This window comes from Parapedobacter tibetensis (genome assembly GCF_024704835.1).
Classification (GTDB): domain Bacteria; phylum Bacteroidota; class Bacteroidia; order Sphingobacteriales; family Sphingobacteriaceae; genus Parapedobacter; species Parapedobacter tibetensis.
This window is the reverse complement of record NZ_JAMXBE010000011.1, coordinates 150206-174512: the sequence shown is the minus strand read 5'-3', so window position 1 is coordinate 174512 and position 24307 is coordinate 150206. Positions and strand designations below refer to the sequence as shown.

22 protein-coding genes are annotated in these 24307 nt (G+C 45.1%); 12 read left to right on the top strand and 10 right to left on the bottom strand.

Going from position 1 to position 24307, the window contains the following annotated elements; all coding sequences use genetic code 11:
• Positions 1 to 60: 60 nt before the first annotated feature.
• From NF543_RS17440 to NF543_RS17430, 3 genes are all read right to left on the bottom strand, one after another.
• Positions 61 to 780, bottom strand: coding sequence for a TylF/MycF/NovP-related O-methyltransferase (locus NF543_RS17440; protein WP_257669459.1), 720 nt, complete (start codon positions 778 to 780; stop codon positions 61 to 63).
• Between the two features lie 153 nt (positions 781 to 933).
• Positions 934 to 2364 carry a pyruvate kinase gene (gene pyk / locus NF543_RS17435; protein ID WP_257669458.1) on the bottom strand — a complete coding sequence of 477 codons (1431 nt, stop codon included), beginning with the start codon at positions 2362 to 2364 and terminating at the stop codon, positions 934 to 936.
• Positions 2365 to 2486: 122 nt separating this feature from the next.
• Positions 2487 to 2909, bottom strand: coding sequence for an IPExxxVDY family protein (locus NF543_RS17430; RefSeq protein ID WP_257669457.1), 423 nt, complete (start codon positions 2907 to 2909; stop codon positions 2487 to 2489).
• A gap of 274 nt (positions 2910 to 3183) precedes the next feature.
• Here NF543_RS17430 and NF543_RS17425 point away from each other — a divergent pair, with 274 nt between their 5' ends.
• From NF543_RS17425 to NF543_RS17405, 5 genes are all read left to right on the top strand, one after another.
• On the top strand, positions 3184 to 3420 hold the full coding sequence (locus tag NF543_RS17425; RefSeq protein WP_079717265.1) for an acyl carrier protein: 237 nt from the start codon (positions 3184 to 3186) through the stop codon (positions 3418 to 3420).
• 27 nt (positions 3421 to 3447) lie between these two features.
• Entirely contained in the window at positions 3448 to 4701 is a 1254-nt protein-coding gene (fabF, locus tag NF543_RS17420) for a beta-ketoacyl-ACP synthase II (protein ID WP_257669456.1), read from the top strand.
• A 67-nt stretch (positions 4702 to 4768) separates the two neighbouring features.
• Positions 4769 to 5500 (top strand): ribonuclease III, encoded by a 732-nt coding sequence (gene rnc, locus NF543_RS17415; protein WP_257669455.1) that lies wholly within the window; start codon positions 4769 to 4771, stop codon positions 5498 to 5500.
• 83 nt (positions 5501 to 5583) lie between these two features.
• Positions 5584 to 6969, top strand: coding sequence for a histidine--tRNA ligase (hisS, locus tag NF543_RS17410; protein ID WP_257669454.1), 1386 nt, complete (start codon positions 5584 to 5586; stop codon positions 6967 to 6969).
• A 4-nt stretch (positions 6970 to 6973) separates the two neighbouring features.
• Positions 6974 to 7342: a YccF domain-containing protein gene (locus NF543_RS17405; RefSeq protein ID WP_257669453.1), complete on the top strand. Its 369-nt coding sequence runs from the start codon at positions 6974 to 6976 to the stop codon at positions 7340 to 7342.
• Between the two features lie 30 nt (positions 7343 to 7372).
• Here NF543_RS17405 and radA read toward each other — a convergent pair whose 3' ends face one another.
• Genes radA through NF543_RS17390 form a run of 3 tightly spaced genes read right to left on the bottom strand, consistent with a single transcriptional unit; the run spans position 7373 to position 11661 of the window.
• Positions 7373 to 8752, bottom strand: coding sequence for a DNA repair protein RadA (radA, locus tag NF543_RS17400; RefSeq protein ID WP_257669452.1), 1380 nt, complete (start codon positions 8750 to 8752; stop codon positions 7373 to 7375).
• Between the two features lie 5 nt (positions 8753 to 8757).
• Positions 8758 to 9915, bottom strand: a complete 1158-nt coding sequence (locus NF543_RS17395; protein WP_257669451.1) for a dipeptidase — start codon at positions 9913 to 9915, stop codon at positions 8758 to 8760.
• Positions 9916 to 9951: 36 nt separating this feature from the next.
• The gene (locus tag NF543_RS17390) at positions 9952 to 11661 is read right to left on the bottom strand and encodes a serine hydrolase domain-containing protein (protein ID WP_257957523.1); all 1710 of its coding nucleotides are present in this window, start codon (positions 11659 to 11661) and stop codon (positions 9952 to 9954) included.
• 149 nt (positions 11662 to 11810) lie between these two features.
• Here NF543_RS17390 and NF543_RS17385 point away from each other — a divergent pair, with 149 nt between their 5' ends.
• The 4 genes from NF543_RS17385 to NF543_RS17370 all read left to right on the top strand — a co-directional run bounded on the left by NF543_RS17385 (position 11811) and on the right by NF543_RS17370 (position 15708).
• Entirely contained in the window at positions 11811 to 12635 is an 825-nt protein-coding gene (locus NF543_RS17385; RefSeq protein WP_257669449.1) for a hypothetical protein, read from the top strand.
• A gap of 174 nt (positions 12636 to 12809) precedes the next feature.
• Positions 12810 to 13982 (top strand): Gfo/Idh/MocA family protein, encoded by a 1173-nt coding sequence (locus NF543_RS17380; RefSeq protein ID WP_257669448.1) that lies wholly within the window; start codon positions 12810 to 12812, stop codon positions 13980 to 13982.
• Positions 13979 to 14878 carry a tRNA (adenosine(37)-N6)-dimethylallyltransferase MiaA gene (gene miaA / locus NF543_RS17375; RefSeq protein WP_257669447.1) on the top strand — a complete coding sequence of 300 codons (900 nt, stop codon included), beginning with the start codon at positions 13979 to 13981 and terminating at the stop codon, positions 14876 to 14878. Before NF543_RS17380 ends, miaA begins: the two co-directional genes overlap by 4 nt.
• 32 nt (positions 14879 to 14910) lie before the next feature.
• The gene (locus NF543_RS17370; RefSeq protein ID WP_257669446.1) at positions 14911 to 15708 is read left to right on the top strand and encodes an endonuclease/exonuclease/phosphatase family protein; all 798 of its coding nucleotides are present in this window, start codon (positions 14911 to 14913) and stop codon (positions 15706 to 15708) included.
• 39 nt (positions 15709 to 15747) lie between these two features.
• Here NF543_RS17370 and NF543_RS17365 read toward each other — a convergent pair whose 3' ends face one another.
• From NF543_RS17365 to NF543_RS17350, 3 genes are all read right to left on the bottom strand, one after another.
• Positions 15748 to 17301: an Rne/Rng family ribonuclease gene (locus NF543_RS17365; protein ID WP_257669445.1), complete on the bottom strand. Its 1554-nt coding sequence runs from the start codon at positions 17299 to 17301 to the stop codon at positions 15748 to 15750.
• Between the two features lie 533 nt (positions 17302 to 17834).
• Complete coding sequence (locus tag NF543_RS17355) at positions 17835 to 18668, bottom strand: tetratricopeptide repeat protein (protein ID WP_257669444.1); 834 nt, start codon at positions 18666 to 18668, stop codon at positions 17835 to 17837.
• 33 nt (positions 18669 to 18701) lie between these two features.
• Positions 18702 to 18986, bottom strand: a complete 285-nt coding sequence (locus NF543_RS17350; protein WP_257669443.1) for an HU family DNA-binding protein — start codon at positions 18984 to 18986, stop codon at positions 18702 to 18704.
• A 388-nt stretch (positions 18987 to 19374) separates the two neighbouring features.
• Here NF543_RS17350 and NF543_RS17345 point away from each other — a divergent pair, with 388 nt between their 5' ends.
• Genes NF543_RS17345 through uxaC form a run of 3 tightly spaced genes read left to right on the top strand, consistent with a single transcriptional unit; the run spans position 19375 to position 22836 of the window.
• On the top strand, positions 19375 to 20196 hold the full coding sequence (locus NF543_RS17345; RefSeq protein WP_257669442.1) for an SDR family oxidoreductase: 822 nt from the start codon (positions 19375 to 19377) through the stop codon (positions 20194 to 20196).
• Positions 20197 to 20223: 27 nt separating this feature from the next.
• A complete protein-coding gene (gene uxuA, locus NF543_RS17340; RefSeq protein ID WP_257669441.1) occupies positions 20224 to 21387 on the top strand; it encodes a mannonate dehydratase in 1164 nt (387 codons plus the stop codon).
• A 36-nt stretch (positions 21388 to 21423) separates the two neighbouring features.
• The gene (gene uxaC, locus NF543_RS17335) at positions 21424 to 22836 is read left to right on the top strand and encodes a glucuronate isomerase (protein ID WP_257669440.1); all 1413 of its coding nucleotides are present in this window, start codon (positions 21424 to 21426) and stop codon (positions 22834 to 22836) included.
• A gap of 480 nt (positions 22837 to 23316) precedes the next feature.
• On the opposite strand, the gene NF543_RS17330 is transcribed toward uxaC, so the two are convergent.
• Complete coding sequence (locus NF543_RS17330; protein ID WP_257669439.1) at positions 23317 to 24225, bottom strand: alpha/beta hydrolase; 909 nt, start codon at positions 24223 to 24225, stop codon at positions 23317 to 23319.
• Positions 24226 to 24307: the final 82 nt, after the last annotated feature.

The following is a 24307-nucleotide window of genomic DNA, read 5'->3' as shown; positions in this document are numbered from 1 at the left end:
TATTAAGCCAATAACAAACCCGCAACAATAGGAGGAACTATGTACAACGCCTCCAAAGAGTCATGCAATTTTGGTCACGTGCAGCTTTTTGCTTTGTGTGGCAAACGCATATTGGTCTTTTTTGCCCTCAAAATACTTGTCAACGGCATGGCGACAACCGGACCATGCGTGATAATCATCAAAAACAAGTTTTCCCCCTAATGTCAGGTTTGGTACGATTTGATATAGACAGGTCATTACAGATTCGTACCAGTCGCAATCGATGTGTGCAAAAGCTACGGGTTCGGCTATGGAGAGCGTATCCTCAAAATAACCCTTTATCAGTTTGATGTTGTTTTCTTCAACGGGAACATCATACTTGGCCAAATTAGCGGTTACTACTTCCTGTAGATTTTTGGTATATCCATAATATGGATTATTGCCTAAGCCTTTGGATTTCCCGCTTTTGATTTCTTCATAGCGGGCATGCACGTCAGCATCGTCCTTATCAGTAGGCGGAGGAATCAATCCAAAAGCATCGTATATCCAAAACTCCCGCTTCTGCTTTTTGGCCCTGCCGATCGCAATGGCCGAACCACCAAGCGCACAACCGGCCTCTATAAACAATCCTTTTGTTTGGGCCTGCTCTACTTCTTTCACTGCGCGATAGAGGTTAAAGATATCCTTGGTGGCCAGATAAGTCAGATGGTCCTGTTTTATCTGAATAAGCCGAGCCTTTTCCTTGTCGGTAAGGGCATATAAGATGGCTTGTGCTTTTGTAAGGAGTGTTTCGATAGTCATTCTTGCTATGTTATAGAACGATGTTCAGTCAAAAAATGATTAAGCTGTAAGGGGACTATTCCATAGGATCCGGCTTAACCATACATATAACGCCATTAAAGCAATAAATATTTTGTCACTTTAATGGCGTCAGGCTAAACTTACTTATGCTTACTAATCTACCTCCGTCACTTTGATTGTATTTGTATTGCCTTTTTTATGTAGCGGGGTAGACGCAGTATTGATGACGATTTGTCCCGTTTCCACTAGTTTTTTCGCTTTCAATAGTGAATTCACATCGTTGATGCTGCCATCTGTACTTTCAAATTTATCGTAAAAAAACGTTTTGACACCCCAAAGTAAGCTGAGGGTGTTGAGCAGTATCGGGTTGCCTGTAAAGATATAGATGTCGGTATCGGGGCGGAAGCTCGATATCTCGAAGGCTGTATAGCCTGAGAATGTCATGGCTACAATGGCAGATGCTTTCGTCTTTTCGGCCAAATAGATGGATGAGCCACAAATGGAGTCGGGAATCATCGATTCTGAGCTATGTTGAGTCTTTTTCGCAATATAATATGGATAGGATGTTTGCTCCACATGGACAATGATTTTGCTCATTGTTTCTATCACGATTTCGGGGAACTCACCGACCGATGTCTCGCCACTCAGCATCACAGCATCCGCACCATCAAGCACGGAGTTGGCCACGTCATTTACTTCTGCTCGCGTAGGTCGGGGGGTGGTAATCATGCTTTCCAGCATTTGTGTGGCGATGATGACCGGTTTGGAGGCATTCCGGCATTTCTTTACCATCATTTTTTGTAGTATGGGCACATCCTCCATTGGCATTTCTACGCCAAGATCGCCTCGGGCTACCATGATGCCATCCGTAGCAGCGATGATGGCATCGATGTTGTCGATGGCTTCTGGTTTTTCTATTTTTGCAATCACACGTGCGGTCTTCCCTTTTGACTGGATGATCTCCTTGAGCCTCACAATGTCGTCTGCTGTTCTTACAAACGACATCCCAATCCATTCTACATCTTGCTCAAGCGCAAAATATAGGTTATCCAGGTCTTCCGTTGTCAGACTAGGAATGGAAACTTTGGTATTAGGAAGATTCACTCCTTTACGCGAAGTGAGGACGCCCCCATGTACCACATCACACCATACCGTATCTTCGAAATTTGAGCGCAGTACGCGTAACTGTATTTTCCCATCGTCGAGCAAAATGATTTCTCCCGCTTTCACATCTTTGGGGAAATTCTCATAGGTAATGTAAATTTTGCTTTCATCACCGATAAGCGCTTTGGTCGTAATTTCTACCTGTGTACCATTAAGCAAAACGGCGCCCCCTTCCTTCATTTTGCCTATCCGGATTTTCGGGCCTTGCAAGTCGGCCAATATCCCAATATTGGTTTGGTGTGTTTTGTTTATTTCCCGTATGATTTTGATTACCTTTAGGTGGTCTTCTTGGCTGCCGTGCGAGAAGTTGAGTCGGCATACGTCTACACCCTTAGCAATCATGCTACTTAATATTTCTTTTTTGGCGGACGCCGGGCCCAATGTGGCCACTATTTTAGTTCGTTTTTGAACCTTTTCCATCTATAATTGTTATTTTGTTTAATTGCATTTGCCCTACTCGGTATGGCACTAAAAAATTGACTTGTTCTAACTTATATTATTTATATTCATGGTGTGATAAATACACTTTGGCAAATATGGCACTAAAATATTAGATTTTCTTTGGATTTCAATTTTTGGGGGGGGATTTCACTGGCCACCACTACTTCAGGAATCTCTGCAACGTTATCTTGTAGTGCAGTCAGGTCCTCGTCATCAATAAAGTTTTTGATTAAAAAAAAATAATCCGAATGGCGCATTTCGGGAATCAGAAACCCCCCATCCGCCCCTTTATTGGCTAAGAGGTAATATTCGGTGTCTGAGGGGGCTGAATAATCCGCGTACCGACTGAAGTATACCCGGCTCTTGGGAGATGGCTTCCAAATTTCATGGTCGTCAATCTTATGCAACTTCAACCCCGTAAATTTGTTGATAAAATAACACAGGCGATAATCCTTGAGTGAAGAAGTAATAGCAATCAAGATGAAATCTAAGTCTAATTCGTATTTTAATATGACTTTATTCAAAGTAAATTTCTATATTCATCGCAAAATTACAAAAACAAAAGGACTGGAATAGCAATTATATAAAAGTAATGATAAAGCATACTGTAATTATTTTTGGACAATTGACCAATTAATAGACCTAAAAGAATTTTAGGCTAAACAGCTGACATAAAAACTATAATTTAGTTTTCACTAAAGTAAACGGAATAATGCTTTAAAAATCAAAAACGTTTTACTATTTGCCGAAATTTATTTTTCTTTGCACAGATTTATTAAACAATTAAACTATAAAATCATGTCTGATATCGCATCAAGAGTTAAAGCTATTATCGTTGAAAAACTAGGTGTAGACGAAAACGAAGTTACACCTGAGGCTTCATTCACCAATGATTTGGGTGCCGATTCACTCGACACCGTAGAGCTGATCATGGAGTTTGAAAAGGAATTCAACGTAGCTATCCCCGATGACCAGGCTGAAACCATCAGCACTGTAGGACAAGCAATCGCCTATTTAGAAAAAAACGTTAACTAGCTAATTTCATTAGGCCAGTCATAATAAATGGAGCTTAAAAGAGTAGTAGTAACAGGGTTAGGTGCGCTTACTCCTATTGGGAACACTGTCTCGGCATTTTGGGACAGCCTAATCAAAGGAGTAAGCGGCGCTGCTCCTATCACCCGATTTGATGCGTCAAAATTCAAAACTCGCTTTGCTTGTGAAGTGAAAGGGTTTAGCGCAGATAATTTCATGGAGCGGAAGGAAGCCCGAAAAGTAGATCCATTTGTACATTATGCATTGGCGGTAGTAGATGAGGCGGTAGCAGACGCCTCGCTTGAATTTGAAAAACTGGATACCAACCGTATTGGTGTGATATGGGGGTCGGGTATCGGCGGGCTGAAAACATTTCTGGACGAAGTGATCAGTTTTGGCCAAGGGGATGGTACCCCGCGATTTAACCCCTTTTTTATCCCCAAAATGATTCTGGATATTGCCCCTGGGCATATTTCGATGAGATATGGCCTACATGGTCTGAATTTCTCCACGGTATCCGCTTGTGCTTCTTCAACGCATGCACTGATTGATTCACTTAACTACATCAGGACAGGTTACGCAGATGTCATCATTAGTGGGGGGTCTGAGGCTATTATTAATGAAGCGGGTATAGGTGGCTTCAATGCCATGCATGCCCTATCTACACGCAACGATGATCCAACCACAGCTTCGAGGCCTTTTGATAAAGACCGAGATGGGTTTGTGGCTGGCGAGGGGGCTGGAGCAATTATTTTGGAAAGCCTCGAACATGCCAAGGCCCGTGGGGCCAAAATTTATGCCGAGCTTGTAGGTGGCGGCATGAGTGCCGATGCACATCACATCACCGCTTCTCATCCTGAAGGCTTGGGAGCGCGCCTTGCCATGGCCAACGCGATAAAAGATGCTAAAATCTCAAAAGAAAACATCGATTATATAAATGTACATGGCACTTCAACACCCGTTGGAGACATCAGCGAATCAAAAGCTATCCTCGATTTTTATGGCGATCATGCTTATGACCTCAGTATTAGCTCCACAAAGTCCATGACAGGGCACTTATTGGGTGCTGCTGGGGCGGTTGAATCCATCGCTTCCATTTTAGCGGTGAGAAATGATATGGCCCCGCCTACCATCAATCATTTCACGGATGATCCAAACCTTGACCAGAAACTAAACTTCACGTTCAATAAGGCACAAAAACGGAAGATTGATGCCGCTATGAGCAACACCTTTGGTTTTGGCGGGCATAATGCAACTGTTATTTTTAAGAAATTCGAGGAATAACCCAAAGGCATTTGCGACAAAGGGAGCATTTTTTTCCTTTGAACGCTTTATACAGCTAAATAAATAGATGCCTATTTCAAAGATTTACAAACTACATTTTTCATCCAACCGCCAATACGTAAAGGCGTTGAAGAACATGTTGGGCTTTGTTCCGGGCAACCTGCATCTATACCAATTGGCATTCCGTCATAAATCTGTCGCCGTGCCTGTGAAAGACGGTACAAAAAACAGCAACGAGCGCCTGGAATTTTTGGGCGACGCCGTATTGGGATCCGTGGTGGCTGAGTTGCTTTTCAAAAAATACCCTTACAAAGGCGAGGGTTTCCTTACGGAAATGCGTTCAAAAATCGTGAGCCGAGCACATCTCAATCAGTTGTCTAAAAAACTGGGACTCAATGAGCTCATCCAATTTGATGTGCGCATGATAAACTATCCAAACAAACAAGGCTCGTTACTCGGTGATGCGTTTGAGGCATTAATTGGTGCCATCTATTTGGATAAGGGATATGTATTTACCAAAAACTTCTTGATAAACCGAATCATCAAGCCTCATGTGGATATCCAAACCTTGGAACAAACCGAAATGAATTTCAAAAGTAGGCTTATTGAATGGTGCCAGCAGGCTGGCAAAGAAATAAGTTTTGTGCAAGTCGAAAATATCGAGGGTGACCATGCTAAGATTTTTACGATAGATGCAGTGGTGGATGGCGAAGTATATGGCACTGGTCGCGATTACAATAAAAAGAGTGCAGAGAAAATAGCCGCCGAAAAGGCCTGCGAAGTTTTGAGCATCTTATAACCGCCGAAGGCAGCATTGATACCGATCAAGACAAATGCGACAGCAATAATCTAAAATCGTAAATCAATCCCTACCTTTGCAGTATGGCAATAATTAAACCTTCGTTGGCTAAGGGCACGCGCGATTTCTCGCCCGTTGAAATGGAAAAGCGCAATTATATTTTCAATACCCTTAAGTCGGTGTTCGTAAAGTATGGGTATCAAGAGATACAAACCCCTTCTTTTGAAAACCTTCAGACGCTTACAGGCAAATACGGAGATGAAGGAGACAAGCTGATCTTCAAGATACTCAATTCGGGCGACTACTTAGCCAAGGCCCCAAAGGGTCTCTTGGAAGAAAGGGCTTCTACGGAGCTGATTCCACATATCGCTGAAAAAGCCTTGCGTTATGATCTCACGGTGCCTTTTGCCCGTTATGTAGTGATGCACCAACATGAAATCGCCCTGCCATTCAAGCGATTCCAAATGCAACCCGTATGGCGTGCAGATAGGCCGCAACGCGGGCGTTATCGCGAGTTTTGCCAGTGTGATGTGGACGTAGTCGGTTCGGAAAGCCTGCTCAATGAAGCCGAATTTGTGCTCATCTATCATGAGGCATTTAGTAACTTGGGATTACGCGACTTTACCATCAAACTCAATAACCGCAAGATCCTAATGGGCATTGCAGAGATATTGGGCAAACCGGAGTTAATCGTGAATATGACGGTAGCCATTGACAAGCTAGATAAAATTGGCTTCGATGGAGTCAATAAGGAACTGCTTGACAAGGGGTTTTCTACAGAAGATTTGAATAGGTTACAACCGATTATTCAGTTGCAAGGCAGCAAAGCCGAAAAAATAGAAACCCTGAAGCAAGTGCTTACATCTTCAACCACCGGATTACAAGGCATTGATGAAATTGAAATCGTATTGGGTTACATTGAAAAACTAACGGCTGATTCATCACTGATAGATCGTTTTGTTGATTTGGACATTACCTTGGCGAGGGGTCTCAACTATTACACAGGATGCATCTTTGAGGTAGAGACCAACGAGGTGACCATGGGTAGCATTGGCGGTGGCGGCCGGTACGACGATCTTACCGGCATGTTTGGACTTAAGGGGCTTACCGGTGTAGGTGTTTCCTTCGGGGCAGACCGAATATATGATGTATTGGAAGAATTGGCCTTGTTTCCAGAAAGCGCTACGCAGTCTACCATGGTGCTCATCAGTAATTTCGATAAGTTGGCTGAGTTGTACGCCTTGCCTCTCCTGCAAAAACTGCGTGCGGCAGGAATTTCCACGGAACTTTACCCCTCCTCGGTGAAATTGAAGAAACAGCTGTCTTATGCAGATGCCAAAAAAATCCCTTATGTTATTCTCCTCGGAGAAGAAGAGATACAGCATGGACTGTTTTCGCTGAGAGACATGCGGACCGGAGAACAACGGAAATTGGATGAAAAGGCTATTATCTCTTTTTTGACCAAGTAAGCTTATGAATCTTATAGGAAATCTAATTTGGATAGTCTTTGGTGGATTTTTAATCTTCCTAGAATATCTTATTGGTGGATTGATACTCTGCCTCACCATCGTGGGCATTCCTTTCGGGATACAACTGTTTAAGCTGGCGATTGCTTCATTGGTGCCGTTCGGCATGGTGGTAACCAATACGCCATCAAGTACAGGATGCCTTTACACGCTCATGAATATCCTTTGGATCCTATTCGGGGGGATATGGGTAGCGCTCACCCACTTTCTTTTTGGTTTATTGCTCTGCATCACCATTATTGGCATCCCATTCGGCAGGCAGCATTTTAAATTAATGGGATTGGCATTTACTCCGTTCGGGAAAACGGTTGGTTAGCCTCAATCTAAACCTATGCGGCTTCTTCCATCATCCAAAAACGGCTTGAAAGACCTCCTCTACTTTGGCTACGGGTTTGATTTCGATTTGATATTTGCTGCTATCTAATCCTTTGGTATTGTATTTGGAAATATAGATGGCTTCAAATCCGAGCTTCTCGGCTTCGGCAATGCGTTGTTCAATGCGGTTGACCGCCCGTATTTCGCCAGAAAGACCCACCTCACCCGCAAAGGCAATCGTGGCGGCCATGGATATGTCTTGCTGGGAGGAAATAATGGCGGTAATGACCGCCAGATCAATAGCAGGGTCTTCCACTCGTAACCCTCCCGCGATATTGAGGAACACATCTTGTGCGCTTAGTCGGAAACCAAAGCGTTTTTCAAGCACGGCAAGCAACATGTTCAATCGTCTGGCGTCAAATCCCGTAGAGGAGCGTTGGGGCGTTCCATAGGCGGAATTACTTACCAATGCCTGCACTTCGATGAGCATGGGCCGCAGCCCCTCCAACATAGCGGCGATGGAGATGCCGCTCATGGTATGTTCTCGTTGTGAAAGCAGGATTTCCGAAGGATTGCTCACTTCCCGCAGCCCTGTTCCCTGCATTTCATAGATTCCCAGCTCAGCCGCAGATCCAAATCGGTTTTTGATAGCGCGTAGGATGCGGTATACATGGTGCTGATCGCCCTCAAACTGCAATACCGTGTCTACCATGTGCTCCAATACCTTGGGGCCGGCAATCGTGCCATCCTTGGTAATGTGACCGACCACGAATACTGGTGTAGCTGTTTCCTTTGCAAAACGAAGCAGTTCCGCGGTGCATTCGCGCACTTGTGATACGCTACCCGGAGTGGAATCAATACGGGCAGAGTGGAGCGTCTGTATCGAATCGATGATAACCAAATCGGGCTTGGTGGATTCAATTTGCTTGAAAATATTTTGCGTGGATGTTTCTGTGAGGATGTAACAATCAGCTTTGGACGATTGTACTAACCGCTCTGCCCGCAGTTTGAGCTGTTGTTCGCTTTCCTCACCAGAAATATATAGTGTCTTAGTTCCTGGCATGTTGAGGGCAAGCTGTAGCATCAGTGTGGATTTGCCGATGCCGGGTTCACCCCCGATGAGCACCAGTGATCCGGGCACAATCCCTCCGCCTAAAACCCTGTTTAGTTCCTTGTCGGGTGTGATTCGGCGAATTTCTTCTGCATGCACAATTTCGTGTATCGCCGCAGCTTTATTTGGTCGTTTTGTGGGATCAGCCGTGGTTCGCCAATCAGGAGTTCGGGTACCGGTTTTTTCCACCACTTCTTCCACAAATGTATTCCACTCGTTGCAAGAGGGACATTTGCCAAGCCATTTTGCAGATTCATATCCGCAATTTTGGCAGAAATAGGTTGTTCTTGTTTTGGCCATGATATTTATTCTTCCTGCGCCTCCATCAGCCGCAACATGTTTTCACCCAATATCTTTCTGATATCTACCTCCGAATACCCACGTTGCAGTAATCCTGCCGTAATTTTGGGGAAATCACGGCAATCATCCAGCCCCTTAGGTGTAGACGTAATGCCATCAAAATCACTCCCGATACCTACATGATCTATCCCCGCCAGCTTCACCATGTAGTCGATATGGTCAAATAAAAGTGATAAAGACGGGCGGAGCTGTTCCTTTGCCGCTGGGGGCAGTAAATTATATTTAGCGCTGCTAGAACGTTTCACGGAATCTGTTGCTGCAACGTGTTTCTCATATAGGCGGTTTATTTTGCCATAATGAGCTGGATCAAGGAATCCCGAGTAAAAATTGAGGCAAATCACGCCTCCATTTTCAGCCACAGCCTTGATTTGGTCATCATGCAAGTTGCGGGCATGTGCCATTAGGGCATATGCATTACTATGTGACACCAACACCGGCTTGGAGGTCGTTTCCATCACGTCAAAGAATGTTTGCCGGCCTACATGTGAGAGATCGACCATCATTCCCAAATCGTTCATCCTATGGACAACCTGACGGCCAAAGTCATTCAACCCTTTATGCCGTAGCTTTGATGGGTTTCTCGTTTCATCCGTAGCGGAGGTCGCCCAATCTACACTATTGTTCCATGTGAGGGTAAGATACCGTGCGCCCCGTCTAAACAAGCTATCGAGGTAGTCTATTCGGTCTTCAATCATGTGGCCCCCCTCCACGCCAATGACAGCAGCTATTTTTTCTTGTTCTATGATTTGCCGTATGCGCGCAACATCAGTGGCCAAGGCGATATCATCGGGATATTCGCGGATGACCTTCATCAACCCATCAATTTGTGCATTGGCTTGGGCAAAGGCTGTGCCTTTGCCATATTTTTCATTGCACCATACAGCAAAGACCTGCACATCTATCCCCCCTTCTTTGATACGGGGCAAATCGGTATGCCCTGTATTCATCCGTTTGCCAATGTCCTTACCTCGCATAACCGATTGGTATAACACATCGTTGTGTGCATCAAAGACAATGGCCGAACGATGGATTTCAGTGGCATCTTGGGCATAGATAGCAATGTCCCAAAGGATGGAAGCTAGGCAAACAACAACTATTTTCATGGAGAAACCCATAGCAAATTAGGTGAAAAATTGTAATCAATTCTTTTGCGCTGCTTGTATGGCTTCATATACAGCGTCCTGTATCCTTCCCCTGATATTGAGACTGATCAGTTTGGTGCTCACTTCTGGGTGCACCCGGTTGGAAAGGAAGATATATACCAATTGTTCTTTAGGGTCAATCCAAATGCAGGTGCCAGTATATCCGGTATGTCCAAAGGTAGCATCTGAAGCCAACTTTGAGGGATAGTGTTTGCTCGTATCCGGATCCCAACGATCAAATCCCAATCCCCTCCGGCTGTTGGCCGACTGTCGGGAGGTGAACAAATCTACCGTTTCGGCCCTGAAGTAACGATCACCACCGTATGCTCCCCTATTGAGCAGCAGCTGGCCATAAATGGCCAAATCATTTGCCGTAGCGAATAATCCAGCATGCCCCGCAATGCCGCCTGCCATGGCTGCTCCTTGATCGTGGACATATCCTTGCAGTAAGGTTTTCCTAAATCCTTTATCATTCTCCGTAGGCACAATCCGGTTTCTTCCGAAGCGCTCACGGGGGCCGTATCCGGCGGTTTTCATACCCAATGGCCGATAAAACTCCTGCTGAATGTAGTCTTGTATGGGAAAACCTGTTTGGTGTTCGGTTACTTCTTTCATCACATACATACTGATATCACTATATACATACGATCCAGAGGCATTGAGCTTAGATTGAAGCATGGTAGACCACATTACCTCCTCATAATATCCTGTACGGATATAGCAACCATCTGCCACTTTCACGGAATAAGCGGCCGATGAATCGGGGCTAAGGTCATCGGATTTCAATTCGCGGTAAAATGGGATATAAGGGATAAACCCCGCTTCATGGAGCATCACATCCCGTAGTTTGGTCTTGTTTTTATTCGTATTACGGGCCTGAAGCAGGTAGTAACCCATCGTACTATCGAGGTGGATTACACCACGTTCGGTAAGTCGCATCACAGAAGGAGTGGTAGCCATTATTTTGGTTAGGGAGGCCAAGTCAAAAATATTAGACACCTCCGTAGGCGTGAGCCGGTCATATGTATGGTAGCCGTAAGCCTTTTCGAAAATAACCTTGCCATTTTTGACTACCATCACAACAGCTCCGGGCGTAGCTCGCTCACGAATAGCCTCTTCCACAATGGTATCAATGCTAGCGCCCAAGTGTTGTGCATCAATGCCTAATAGGGCAGCATCCGTATATGCTAAACGCGTTTGTTCTGTAGTAAACCCAGCACCTGCTGCATATTTTGTAGAAAACGATTGTGGCAAGCGCGCTGTGCATGCGATACCCCCAAATACAGACATTGCCGCATGGCTAGCGGCTTCTTCGGTCAGTTCGGGGTTCCATAATATGGGAAATCGGACAAAATCTAACCCACCCAACTTCGTACCATCTCCAAAAACGGCGAGTATAACCTGTTTGCCAATCGCTTGGGTATTGATAAACTGCAACAACCGTTTGTTACCTAAGTCCTTGCCATTGACGGCAAGGATAAGCGTATTATAGAATTTCAATCTCTCATCCAATTTACCATAGCTCTCGGTGTTAGTTGGAATGGCGAAATGGTCAATAGGTGCATAACGGTCCAATAGTTCGCCAAACAGCGACAAGGTTTGTTCGTCAATATTGGCAATATGAGCGATTCTGCGATCCTGCAAGGCACGTAATGGAACGATCCTGCTTTGGTTGTTTAACAAAACCGTATGGTTGACCCTTGGCACATTTTGTTGCGCGTAAGCGGTATGGCATCCGTAAAAGCAAACTATACACAAGCATAATATGTAGGTAATTGAGGGAATTTTTCTCATACATGACGAATATCGCTAATATTTGCACAAAAAATAGTTATCTGTTAAAAATTTTATGATTTTTGCAATTCATTTACCTGATTTCCATGTTTAGTGTCAACAGCTCCTTCTACAAGTTTTTAATAGCTCTGCAGCACAGGGTGCATGCGGAATTTGACCTCAAGGCACTCACTAAGAATGCTTGTTTCCTATTCTCCGAAGGCTTACCTATAAGTATTGTCTATTACCTGAGCGATGCTAAGAAACGAATACCGGTAGAGAGCGATGTGCGTTGCATCCACATTGATGAGGATGTCTGGATAACACAGCCCGACCTTTTGCTCAACCGCATTGCAGCGTTGGCGGGACAGGCGCAACGGGTTCATGCGCGTGATACCGTCGCGGCCCGCATTGATAAATCTATGGCTATGGCATTCCAGCAAGACCACCATTTACAAGTGGCATTGCCGGGCAAGTATCGTTATGGCCTGTTCCATGAGGGCGAGTTGGTTTCCATTGCTGTATTCAGTGGTGGAAGGCGGATGGACAATCAACCTGCCGAATACCGGTCTTATGAACTGCTTCGTTTTTGCCATAAGCAAGGAATACAAGTGGTAGGGGGTTTTAGCAAATTGCTTGACGCCTTTCAGCAGGAGTTCAACCCCGGCGATATCATGACGTATGCTGATAAGGACTGGTCTGATGGAAGCAGCTATCGAAAGACGGGCTTCACCATTGTAGGCGAAATCCCTCCCCAGCTTTTTTGGATAGAGACCAGCACGATGAAACGATATTATGATGGGGCAATGCCATCCGATATGATGGAAAAATCACCCCAAGACCGGGAAAGAGCAGGCTATGTGCCGATTTGTAACAGTGGTAGCCTCAAGTTGGTAAAGGTTATTTAATGGCATATCACTGAAATCGAATCACCTACTACCCTAAGGTTAATAACCTGTTTTTTATCGACTGTTGTAGGCAACATCCTATTGACTTTTGCGTTCACAAATTAGGGATTTTTAGTATATTCGGCAGATTGTTAAAACAAGATCCTAATATTTTTTTTAAACAGTAAGAACACTATGGAAAGAAAACTTCGCATGGGCATGGTAGGTGGAGGAAAGGACGCATTCATCGGCGCAGTGCACCGGATTGCAGCCAATATGGATGGGCTGGTTGAATTGGTTTGTGGGGCATTCAGCATAAATCCTGAAGTTGCCAAGGAATCGGGTAAAGCCCTGTTCATCCCCGAAGACCGCGTATACCTCACCTACGAGGAAATGATTGAAAAAGAAAGCCAGTTGCCCGAAGACGTGCAGATGGATTTCGTGACCATCGTTACACCCAATTTTGTGCATTTTGGCCCGGCAAAGCTGGCTTTAGAGCATGGGTTCAATGTTGTCATTGAAAAACCAATGACTTTTACACTCGAAGAAGCCAAGGAGTTGAAAGAAATTGTAGAACGCACAGGAAAAATGCTATGCCTCACACATACGTATAGTGGTTACCCGATGGTGAAACAAGCCAAGGCCATGATAAAAGAGGGCGTATTGGGTAAGGTGAGAAAAATCGTTGTAGAATACCCGCAAGGATGGCTGAGCCGCCTCTCTGAGCGTGAAGGAAATGCTCAGGCCGCTTGGCGCACGGACCCCAAGAAATCGGGTAAAAGTGGGGCTATGGGTGACATCGGCACGCATGCAGCGCATTTGGCCGAATATGTCACCGGCTTGCAGATTACCGAACTTTGCGCAGACCTATCCACATTGGTTGAAGGCAGGTTGCTTGACGATGATGGAAATGTATTACTGCGTTTTGACAACGGTGCGCGTGGAGTACTTACTGCCTCACAAATTTCGGCAGGAGAAGAAAACGCGCTCCGTATCCGTGTGTATGGAGAAAAAGGAGGCATCGAATGGGCCCAGGAAGATCCCAACAATCTGATTATAAAGATTCTTGACCAGCCCCGGCAATATATCCGTACCGGTAACGCCTACCAACCGCCCTATACCCTAAGCAGTTTCGCCACCCATAATACGCGTATTCCATCAGGCCATCCCGAAGGGCTTCTGGAAGCCTTCGGCAACATCTATCGGAATTTTGTCCTCACGGTGTCGGCCAAGCTTAATGGTGAAACACCCACACCCGAAATGCTCGATTTCCCGCAAGTGGATGAAGGAGTACGGGGTATGGCTTTCATCGATAATGTGGTAGCGAGTAATAGTAGTACCGAGAAGTGGACTAAGTTTGTCGTGTGAGGTTGGTGGTCATCCTTGGCCCTACCGCTTCTGGAAAGACCCAGCTAGCTATAGAAGTGGCTCGCCAGACCAATGGCGCCATCATCAGTGCAGATTCGCGGCAGGTCTACAGGGGGATGGATTTGGGCACTGGCAAGGATCTCCACATATATGGTAATATCCCGTATCACCTCATTGACATCCTTGAGGCAGGGGAGACTTATCACGTAACCCAATATCAGGAAGATGTACATAAAGCCGTGGAATCCATCCGACGGCAAGGCAAACAGCCCATCTTATGTGGGGGTACAGGGTTATATATCCAATCGGTCATGCAGCGGCTTGATTATACCATCGTACCCGTAGATGCCGCGCTGCGAGCAATGCTCGAACCGCTAGCTGCTGAAACCTTAAAGGAGAAACTACGGCATTTGCCCGTTCCGTCCGATTTCAAGGCGGATACCAGCACCAAGAAACGGCTTATCCGAGCCATCGAGATAGCCACATGGTGCCAGCAATACACATTGCCGCCAAATCCATACCCCCCGCTTTCAGCAACTATTTTTGGCATTAATCCTCCAGTGGAAACCCGAAGACAACGTATCACTGAAAGACTTCAGAAACGACTTGATGAAGGTTTGATTGACGAAGTAAGGTTGTTACTGCAAAGAGGGATACCCCCGGAAAGGCTAGTCTATTATGGGCTAGAATATAAATATATCACGCAGTACCTCTTGGGCGAAATGGACTACCATATGTTTTTCGCCCGGCTCAACACCGAAATACATCGCTTCGCCAAGCGACAGATGACCTATTTCCGCAAGATGGAGAAAGACGGATTAAAAATTCATTGGCTGAAGTGGCAGTTGATTGAAAATATGGCGATAGATGTTGTGGAAAATCTGCGGAAAGCGTAATATTGTTGTATTAATTATTGGAGGATTAAAACATGTATAAGCACTTTATTATATGTTTATTGCTTTGTTTGCCCGGCGTAATGGCTTCAGCGCAAGAGCTCAAAGTAATGACTTATAACATCTATCATGGTGAACATAATTACAATCCAGGGAACAGTAACCTGCAGGAAATAGCCGACATCATCAATGCATATAAGCCCGATTTTGTTGCTTTGCAGGAGGTGGACAGCATGACCAATCGTACTGCAGGATTCAATAATGGGGTGCCCAAGGATTTGGTACAGGAACTCGCTAAACTCACAGGCATGCACGGCTATTTTGCTAAGGCTATCGATTATAGCAATGGCGGATATGGCGAAGGGGTGCTTTCCCGTTGGCCTTCTGAAGCAAAAAGAGATACGTTGCCTTTACCTGAAGGAGGTGAGGCCCGAGCACTGCTTTCCGTTACATACACGCTACCTGATGGGAATCAGCTGATTTTTGCTGGCACGCATCTTTGCCATAAGTCTGAGGCAAATCGTATTGCACAAGTAGAGGCCATTAATACGGTTTTTGAAAACCAAGCTATCCCTGTAATCATGGGTGGGGATTTCAATTTCAGGCCTGACACCGAACCATACCAGGTAATTTCGGAAAAATTCTTGGATGCAGCACGGGAATATGGAAAGGAAGAAAACACCATTCCGTTTGAAAACCCACAATCAAGGATTGATTATGTTTTCCTTTCCAAGGGCAAGGGGCACAAATGGGATATCAAGGATATCAAGGTAATCAAGGAAAACCCTTCGGATCATATGCCCGTGTTGGTTACGCTGGAGTTGCTGAAATAAAAAGGGAAATTCGGGTATGCCCGGGTTTCCCTTTTTATGTTATAACTTTATCTCTACCTCTTTGCCATTGAAAAAATGGAATTCAGTGAGGTAATACGATGAAACGGGTTTCACTTTGATCCACCGACCGAATTTGAAATACCATTTCATCCGACGCGAGATGAAACCGGATTTGACATAAGCATAAATGTACGGGTGCACACATAGCGTAATATCCTTTTCATTCTGTTCCTGAAGGATAAAACTCAAGTTGTTTTCGATATCATCCATGAGCACAATGCTGGAACGGATTTCCCCGGTACCATCACAAGCAGGGCATTTTTCGTTGGTCACAATGGACATTTCGGGCCGTACGCGTTGCCTGGTGATTTGCACGAGGCCAAATTTGCTTGGAGGCAAAATGGTATGTCTAGCGCGATCTGTGGCCATACACTGCTTCAGGTGCGCATGCAGTTCCTTGCGATTGGCCGGCTTGTGCATATCGATGAAATCGATCACCACAATACCTCCCATATCGCGAAGGCGAAGTTGGCGTGCGATTTCCTTAGCGGCCTCCATGTTTACCTGTAAGGCATTTTCCTCTTGGTTTTCTTTATTGGCTGTACGGTTGCCACTATTCACATCAATGACATGAAGCGCCTCGGTATGCTCGATTACGAGATAAGCCCCGCCATGCAGGTTTACCGTCTTACCGAATGCCGCCTTAATCTGCCGTTCGATGCCGAAATGTTCGAATATGGGTTCCTTATGCTTGTATAGTTTGACTATTTTCTCCAAATCTGGCGAAATTTCCTGCACATACGAACGAGTCTCCTCATAGATCATCTGATCATTGACATAAATATGCGAAAACTCATCGGTGAGGATATCACGTAAGATGGTCGAAGCCCGGTCCATTTCGCCAAGCACCTTTTGCGCGGGTTCGACCGAACGCAGGCGACTTGTGAAAAGTTCCCATTTGGAAATGGTGTCCAATAAATCTTTCTGTAACTCCGCTACACCCTTACCTTCTGAAACAGTCCGGATGATTACGCCGAAATTGGCAGGTTTGATACTTTCTACAATTTTTTTGAGGCGATTACGCTCTGCGTTGCCTTTGATGCGCTTGGATATGGATACAGCGCTGGAAAAAGGCACTAACACGATGTACCTTCCTGCAATAGACAAATCCGAACTCAATCTTGGCCCTTTGGTAGAAATAGGTTCCTTGGCTATTTGTACAGGCAACAACATATTGCGGCTCAATACCTCAGATATCTTACCGGCTTTGTTGATGTCCTTTTCTAGTCTTAAACTATTGAGCAGTTTCTCTTTGTAACTGCCATTCTTTACTAGTTTGGTAAGCTTGACAAGCGATTGCACCTGCGGCCCCAAGTCGAGGTAGTGCAAGAAAGCGTCTTTCGAATAACCAACATCTACGAACGCAGCATTAAGCCCAGGCATTATTTTTTTTATCCTGCCCAGATATATATCGCCTACGGCGTAATTGTTGTTCGCCTGCTCTTTATTGAGCTCTACAAGCTGTTTGTCCTGTAGTAAAGCAATAGTGACCCCCTTTTCGGGAGTCGAATCGATAATTAATTCCTTTACCAACAGCTACTCCTTTTGCAAAGCAGGTGGGTTTTGGAGGCGGCTTATTGCTGCCTAGGATGTGGCGAAAGTATGCGAACGATATGCCATGGTTGACTGATTTTTCCTTGTTTATATGATGGCTATAACTTAATCTCGTTATGATCATAACGTAAATAAATAATAGACGTTGAAACAATTCCCACATGCCTTCATCTCACGATCCAAATACCTGCTCTGGATGAAACAATAAAATACGTTTAATAACCAACGATGGTACGGAGTTACATCAAGGTAAACACCTTGCTCAGCCACCACCGCAATTAGTTATAAACCAATTCTTTCCGGCATCATATGGGGCAGAGTTCAATTGTGAAATCACGCTCATTTATATACCCCATTCCGGTAGTTGGTCTATACTAGGCAAGAAAGACTATTTTTTCTTATGCCTGTTCTTTCTTAAACGTTTTTTACGTTTGTGGGTAGCCATCTTGTGTCTTTTTCTTTTCTTTCCGCTTGGCATAGCTTAATTTTTTTAAATGAATGAATTTAACTAATTATTTACTCAATTCATCGATTTTACGATTGATAAACTGAGTGAGAGTTGGATCTGCAGCAAGTTCCCTGCTTTTTTCAAACGCAGCTATTGCTTCTCGTTTCAACCCAATGTTTTCATAACTTGTTGCCAGGTAAAAATAGGATTCGGCATCCGGTTTCAAAGATACAACGGTCTTAAACCGATCTATCGCGCGGTCAAACTGACGTGACTGCATGGAGAATAGGCCTAAGTTTTTGTTTGCATCAATATGGGATGGATCGGCTTTGACCACTTCCTGTAAGAGCGCAATGCCAGCCATGGGATTGTTTGTGCCACTTACGTATGCACTACCCAATCCCGTTTTGGCGTCTAAATCATTCCCGTTGATTTCCAAGGCTTTTTGATAAGCATTTATCGCATAACCATTGAATGCACCTGCCATCGACGTGTCCTGGAGATTAGCATATGCTTCACGATAAGCATTGCCTGCCTTTAACCAATAATCAAACTTAGCATCGAGATCGGCTAGTTTTTCATAGATGAATCCGGTTGGGGCGGGCCTGTTCACATCATCCCACTTCATCGCAAGTTGTTGCAGCAAATCAATTTTCTTCGAATCAGAAGCGTCTCGTAATTGTGCTTCAATATCCGATATTTCCTTGATGATATTCACATTCAGCCCTTGCTTGGCCTGTTGAGATACCAATTCGAAAGTTACCAAGGAACTGGACTCCGTATCGGACGCTGCGCCGCCTTTATCTTTATTGACCAAACCCTTGATGGGTTGTACCAAAAGGAAGCCCATGAGTATAACAATGGATGTTATCGTGGCTATCTGTTTGGTCCTTTGCATGGCGGATACGCTACATTGCGCTTATGGGCGCAATTATTTGTTGCCGGTTTTTACCTTTTCAACAAACGTTTTGGCGGGTTTGAATGTCGGCACATAGTGTGCAGGTATAATAATGGCAGTGTTCTTCGAGATGTTGCGCGCGGTTTTCTCTGCCCTTTTTTTCACTACAAAACTACCGAATCCTCTTACATAAACATTCTCACCCCCGATCATGGCATTTTTCACTACTTTGAAAAAAGCTTCAACAGTTTCTTGAACATCTACTTTCTCTAACCCCGTTTTGTTAGCGATTTCCGCGATAATTTCTGCTTTAGTCATATCTATATTTTTTGTAATTAATTATTTTTCAACATGTAAGCCCTTCCAATGTTGGGGATGCAAAAGTATCGCTTTAAAACGACATCTTAAAATAAAATTGTTAAATTTTTGTAAAGCCCACCCAGATGAATAATTTTTGACACGCTTTACCTAGCTTTTAGCAAAACCGATTGTTCCTTCTGAATGGGCTTTAGCCGTATTGGCAACACGCGCTCTTAAGTGAGGAGATCATCAGCTAGATCCACATATTTCTTAAATAAGCATTTTCACTGCAATGTGTTATGCTACAACGTTTTCGTAGATATTTATCCAAAAAAACATAGCGATTAAGCTCATTTTTGACTAATATTGGCGTTTTAAACACGATATAAACCTTATTTTAATAGCTATGGATGGAATACAACAGTTTTCTTTGGTTGACAAGGTGGTAGTAATTACTGGTGCCACGGGGGTTCTGGGCGAATCATTTGCCTTGGCGACTGCTGCGGCAGGGGCCAAAGTGGCGATATTAGGACGCAACAAGGAACGAGCCCTCGAACGTGTAGCGGCCATCAAATCCAGAGGAGGAGAAGCCATAGCAGTGATTACAAACGTACTGGATGAACGCGCCATACACGACGCCAAAAAAGAAATATTAGATACTTGGGGCACGATAGACGGCTTGGTAAATGCCGCAGGTGGCAATATCCCCGGCGCAACGATTGGTCCTGACCAAAACCTTTTTGATTCAAAAATAGAAGACACCAAGAAAGCCGTGGAGCTGAATCTTTTTGGTACTGTGATACCTACACATATTTTTGGCAGGGTCATCGCCGAACAGGGCAAAGGTTCCATCGTGAATATCTCTTCCTTGGCAGCACAGCAAGCCATTACACGCGTGATGGGGTACACTATGGCCAAATGCGCCATTGAAGGGTATACCAAATGGATGGCTGTGGAATTAGCCCAGCGTTATGGCGACAAAGTACGGGTCAATGCCATTGCACCCGGTGTCTTTCTTACAGAGCAAAACCGTACATTGCTCACCAACGCCGATGGGTCATATACCGACCGCGCCCAGCGCTTTGTCAACAACACGGCCTTTGGGCGACTGGGCGCTCCGGCAGAATTGACCGGCACATTGATATACTTATTGAGCGATGCATCGGCTTTTGTTTCCGGTGAAACCATTATGGTAGATGGTGGATTCAATGCCTGGAGTGGAGTGTGATTGAAGGGCAAATAAGCATAAAAGAAAATGACAAAAAAACTTGAACAAACCTGGCGCTGGTACGGTCCCGCTGATACGGTTTCTTTGCAGGACATCAAACAGGCGGGAGCCACGGGTATAGTAACTGCACTCCATCATATTCCCCATGGGGCGACGTGGCCATTGGAAGATATTCGGGAGCGAAAAGCCTTGATAGAAGCGGCGGGGCTTACATGGAGTGTGGTGGAAAGCGTGCCCGTGCACGAGGCCATCAAAACCCGGAGGCCTGATGCGCAAATCTATATTGAAAATTATAGGCAAACCCTACGAAACTTAGGCCAGGAAGGGATTAAGACCGTTTGCTATAATTTCATGCCGGTGTTGGATTGGACGCGTACGCAGCTCGATTTGGAGATGAAGGACGGTTCGAAAGCGTTGTATTTTGATTGGAATGATTTAGCAATCTTTGATCTTTTTGTATTGAAAAGGGAAGGGGCTGAGCAAGATTACCCCGAAGAAATTAAAGTTGAAGCAAAAAAAAGATACGAAGCATATACGCCGCAAACCATGGAGTTGTTAAACACCAATGTATTGATGGGAATACCGGGCGAACGAAGCATTGAACTGGAAGAGCTGCGTGAGAGTATTCGTGAATACGCAGCCATTGGTTTTGATGGGCTACGGCAAAACCTGATTTGGTTTTTGTCATCCATCGCGGAAGTATGCGAAGAAAACGGTATCCGGATGACTATCCATCCCGACGACCCGCCCTATCCCATTCTTGGGCTACCGCGTATTGCCAGCAATAAAGAAGACCTATTGTATATTCTCCGCGAATTGGACAAACCATTTAACGGCATCTGTTTTTGCACGGGATCTTTGGGTGCAGGTATGTCCAACGATATTCCAGCAGTTTTTGACGCAGTAAAAGAGCGTGTTTATTTCGTACACCTGCGTAACGTAAAGAAAGATGAGCAGGGGAATTTTTTTGAAGCAGACCATTTGGATGGCGATGTCAATATGCATGCGATAATGAAAGCCCTACAGGCCGAAAACCAACTGCGCGAAAAGGCTATCCCCTTCCGCCCAGACCATGGACACCAAATGCTTGATGACCTCAATAAAACCACGGCACCGGGCTATTCGGCTATCGGCCGTCTACGCGGGTTGGCCGAACTACGGGGGCTTGAATTGGGTATCATCGGCCAATGAATGCTCGCCATCTGAAAACGTAAAAATGGAAACCCTATGGCTTATTTTCTAACTGACAATTTCTTGCTACAGTCCAGCACGGCTGAAAAGCTTTATCATGACTATGCCAAGAAATTGCCCATTATTGACTATCACTCACACCTGCCACCGGATGCGGTGGCTTCCAACGAAAATTTCAGAAACATTACCCATATTTGGTTGGCCGGCGATCACTATAAATGGCGTGCACAACGGGTATTGGGTATTCCAGAGCAGTATATCACCGGCGATGCAGATGACCGGGAGAAATTTAAGAAGTGGGCCGAGGCTGTGCCTTACACTTTACGCAACCCATTGTACCATTGGACCCATATGGAGCTAAAAAACCCATTTGGCGTTACCGAACTACTAGATGCCAGCAATGCCGACGCCATTTTTGATCGCACACTGCCCCAACTGCAAATCCCTGAGTTTACGCCACGCGGTCTGCTTCGGCATTTTCAAGTAGAAATGGTAGGCACCACGGATGACCCCACGGATAGCCTCGAGCACCATCAGTCAATCGCCCAATCCGGGTTTGAAACGAAGATCCTTCCCACATTTAGGCCAGACAAAGTGTTCCAACTGAGCAAAGGCGATGATTATCGGGATTATATCGAAAGGCTACAATCAAGCAGTGGCGTGGCGATTGTAGATTTGGATACGCTGCTGGATGCATTATGGAATAGGCTATATTATTTCCATAGCCATGGATGTCGCATCGCCGACCATGGGCTGAGCCATCTGCCGAAAGCCACTGCATCCCCTGCCAAACTGAATGAAGTGTTCAAACAAGTGCTTGCCGGAGATGACCACTTGGCGGCGGCGCATGAAGAGGCGTTTACCTATACGGTGCTCTTAGAACTCTGCAAACTATATCACGATAAAGAATGGGTGCAGCAGTTCCACCTCGGCCCCCTGCGTAATAACAACAGTCGCAGATTGCGAGAACTCGGCCCTGACACAGGATTTGACTCTATTGGCGATTTCCAGCAGGCTGAAAACATGTCGCAGTTTTTCAATGCCCTGGAAGCCGAGGGCCGATTGGCAAAGACGATTATCTATAACCTCAACCCCGCAGACAATGCCGTGTTTGCAGCTATGATGGGGAATTTCCAAGCCGAGGGCACAAAAGGAAAAATGCAATTTGGATCCGGCTGGTGGTTTTTGGACCAATTGGATGGCATGACTCAGCAAATGGATACCTTGTCTAATATCGGACTAATCAGTTGCTTTGTGGGCATGCTTACAGATTCACGTAGTTTTCTATCCTATTCACGGCATGAATATTTCAGGCGGTTGCTTTGCAACCTTTTTGCCAGGGACATCAATAACGGATTGATTCCAGATGATGTTCAATGGACCGGTAAAATCATACAGGATATCTGCTACCACAATGCAAAGGCGTATTTTGGGTTACAGGATGTGTAATCCGGCTACACCTTGTGGTTATCTTATACATAATCAGGTGTTTTCTATGAGGGCATTAATTTGGCATATGCCACCCTTTTACTCCTGTTTGGATGATTAAATCTTTGGTGCTATGCAGAAAAAGAGCCCAAAAGAACCAATACGACTAATAAACAAGCTATTAGTACAGGAAGTGTAAATTTATCGCGTTTCATGGCTATACATTTTTGTAGGATTGTATAGTCCAATTGATGTGCCAAGCCGGCAGATAATTTGCCCTTGATCTGTTTTACCGTATCCGACCCAAGGCCTGCATGATGATGTTTTGAAACGCTTAAAGTAAAAACCTGCTCTACGCATCGTAAAGCGGGTATGTAACCCTCATGGGAACTAACACGCGGTTTACTACCCACTTGTTGACCGGAGGTCATTCCATATCTGAATAGGAGATAATCCGGACATAATGCGCCAATCAGGAATAGAAACACAAATATCGGTTGGCTAATTTGAGTTAAAAAATGCGGCAGTTTCATTCATGACCAGGTCCCAGTTGCCTGCTTTGGAAAATCCATGATCGGCACCGGCAACCTCTACCCATTTATTGGTTACGCCTTTATCGTTCAGTACCTGGGTAAACTTCTGATATTCCACTTTGCTTCCATCAGGAAGATCACCAACATTATTGAACTCGGGACGGATATTGATAGTTGCCAACCCCCTACCCTGAATAGCCAGCCACATGGGGCTGACAGCCATGTAAGCCGGTATATTGGCCTGTACAGGTTCTGCGCCTACTGCGCGGTAGATGATCTCGGCAATTCTCGGGTCGAGTTGCTCTACTTCCGATTCGTCTTGAAAAGCAAAGTTGGTAGCACCGGCCCAATTGGCTGCCACCTTAACCCGCCCGCCGGTATTTTTATCACCATAAGCATAAAGCAAGGCTAATGTTGCACCTGCACTATGTCCGGCTATGGACCATTTATCGTTACTCATCCGCCATTCGCCGCTTTTAGAAGCAGCCAGATTAACAGCCGCCGCAATGTCGTTTAGTTGATCTGAAATCTTTACAGGACTGGGCTTGTGCACAATAGGGTTGCTAAACACACCATCGATGCTCACCAGCCGGTAGTTGACATTAAGTACCACAAAACCTTTGGCAGCAAGCTGCTGCGCACGCGCAGAAAACGCTGTCTTGTCGCCAGCCACAAACCCGCCACCATGTAGCATCACTACAACAGGTGTCTGTTCATTTCTACTCTCAGGGAGATGCACATCCATTTTTTGCTTAGGGTCCTCACCAAAACTGATATCAGTAAGCACCTGGGCATCGACGGATAATTTTTTATCTTTTTTGCAGGATGTCTGTGCTATACAAACACATAAAATGAGATAAACAGCTAAATTTTTCATAGCAACGTTTTTCTTTAACAAAACAAAAATCGCTCCGTTTACAGTTTAATTCTGTTCAGGCCCGTAGCATTAGTCAACTTTT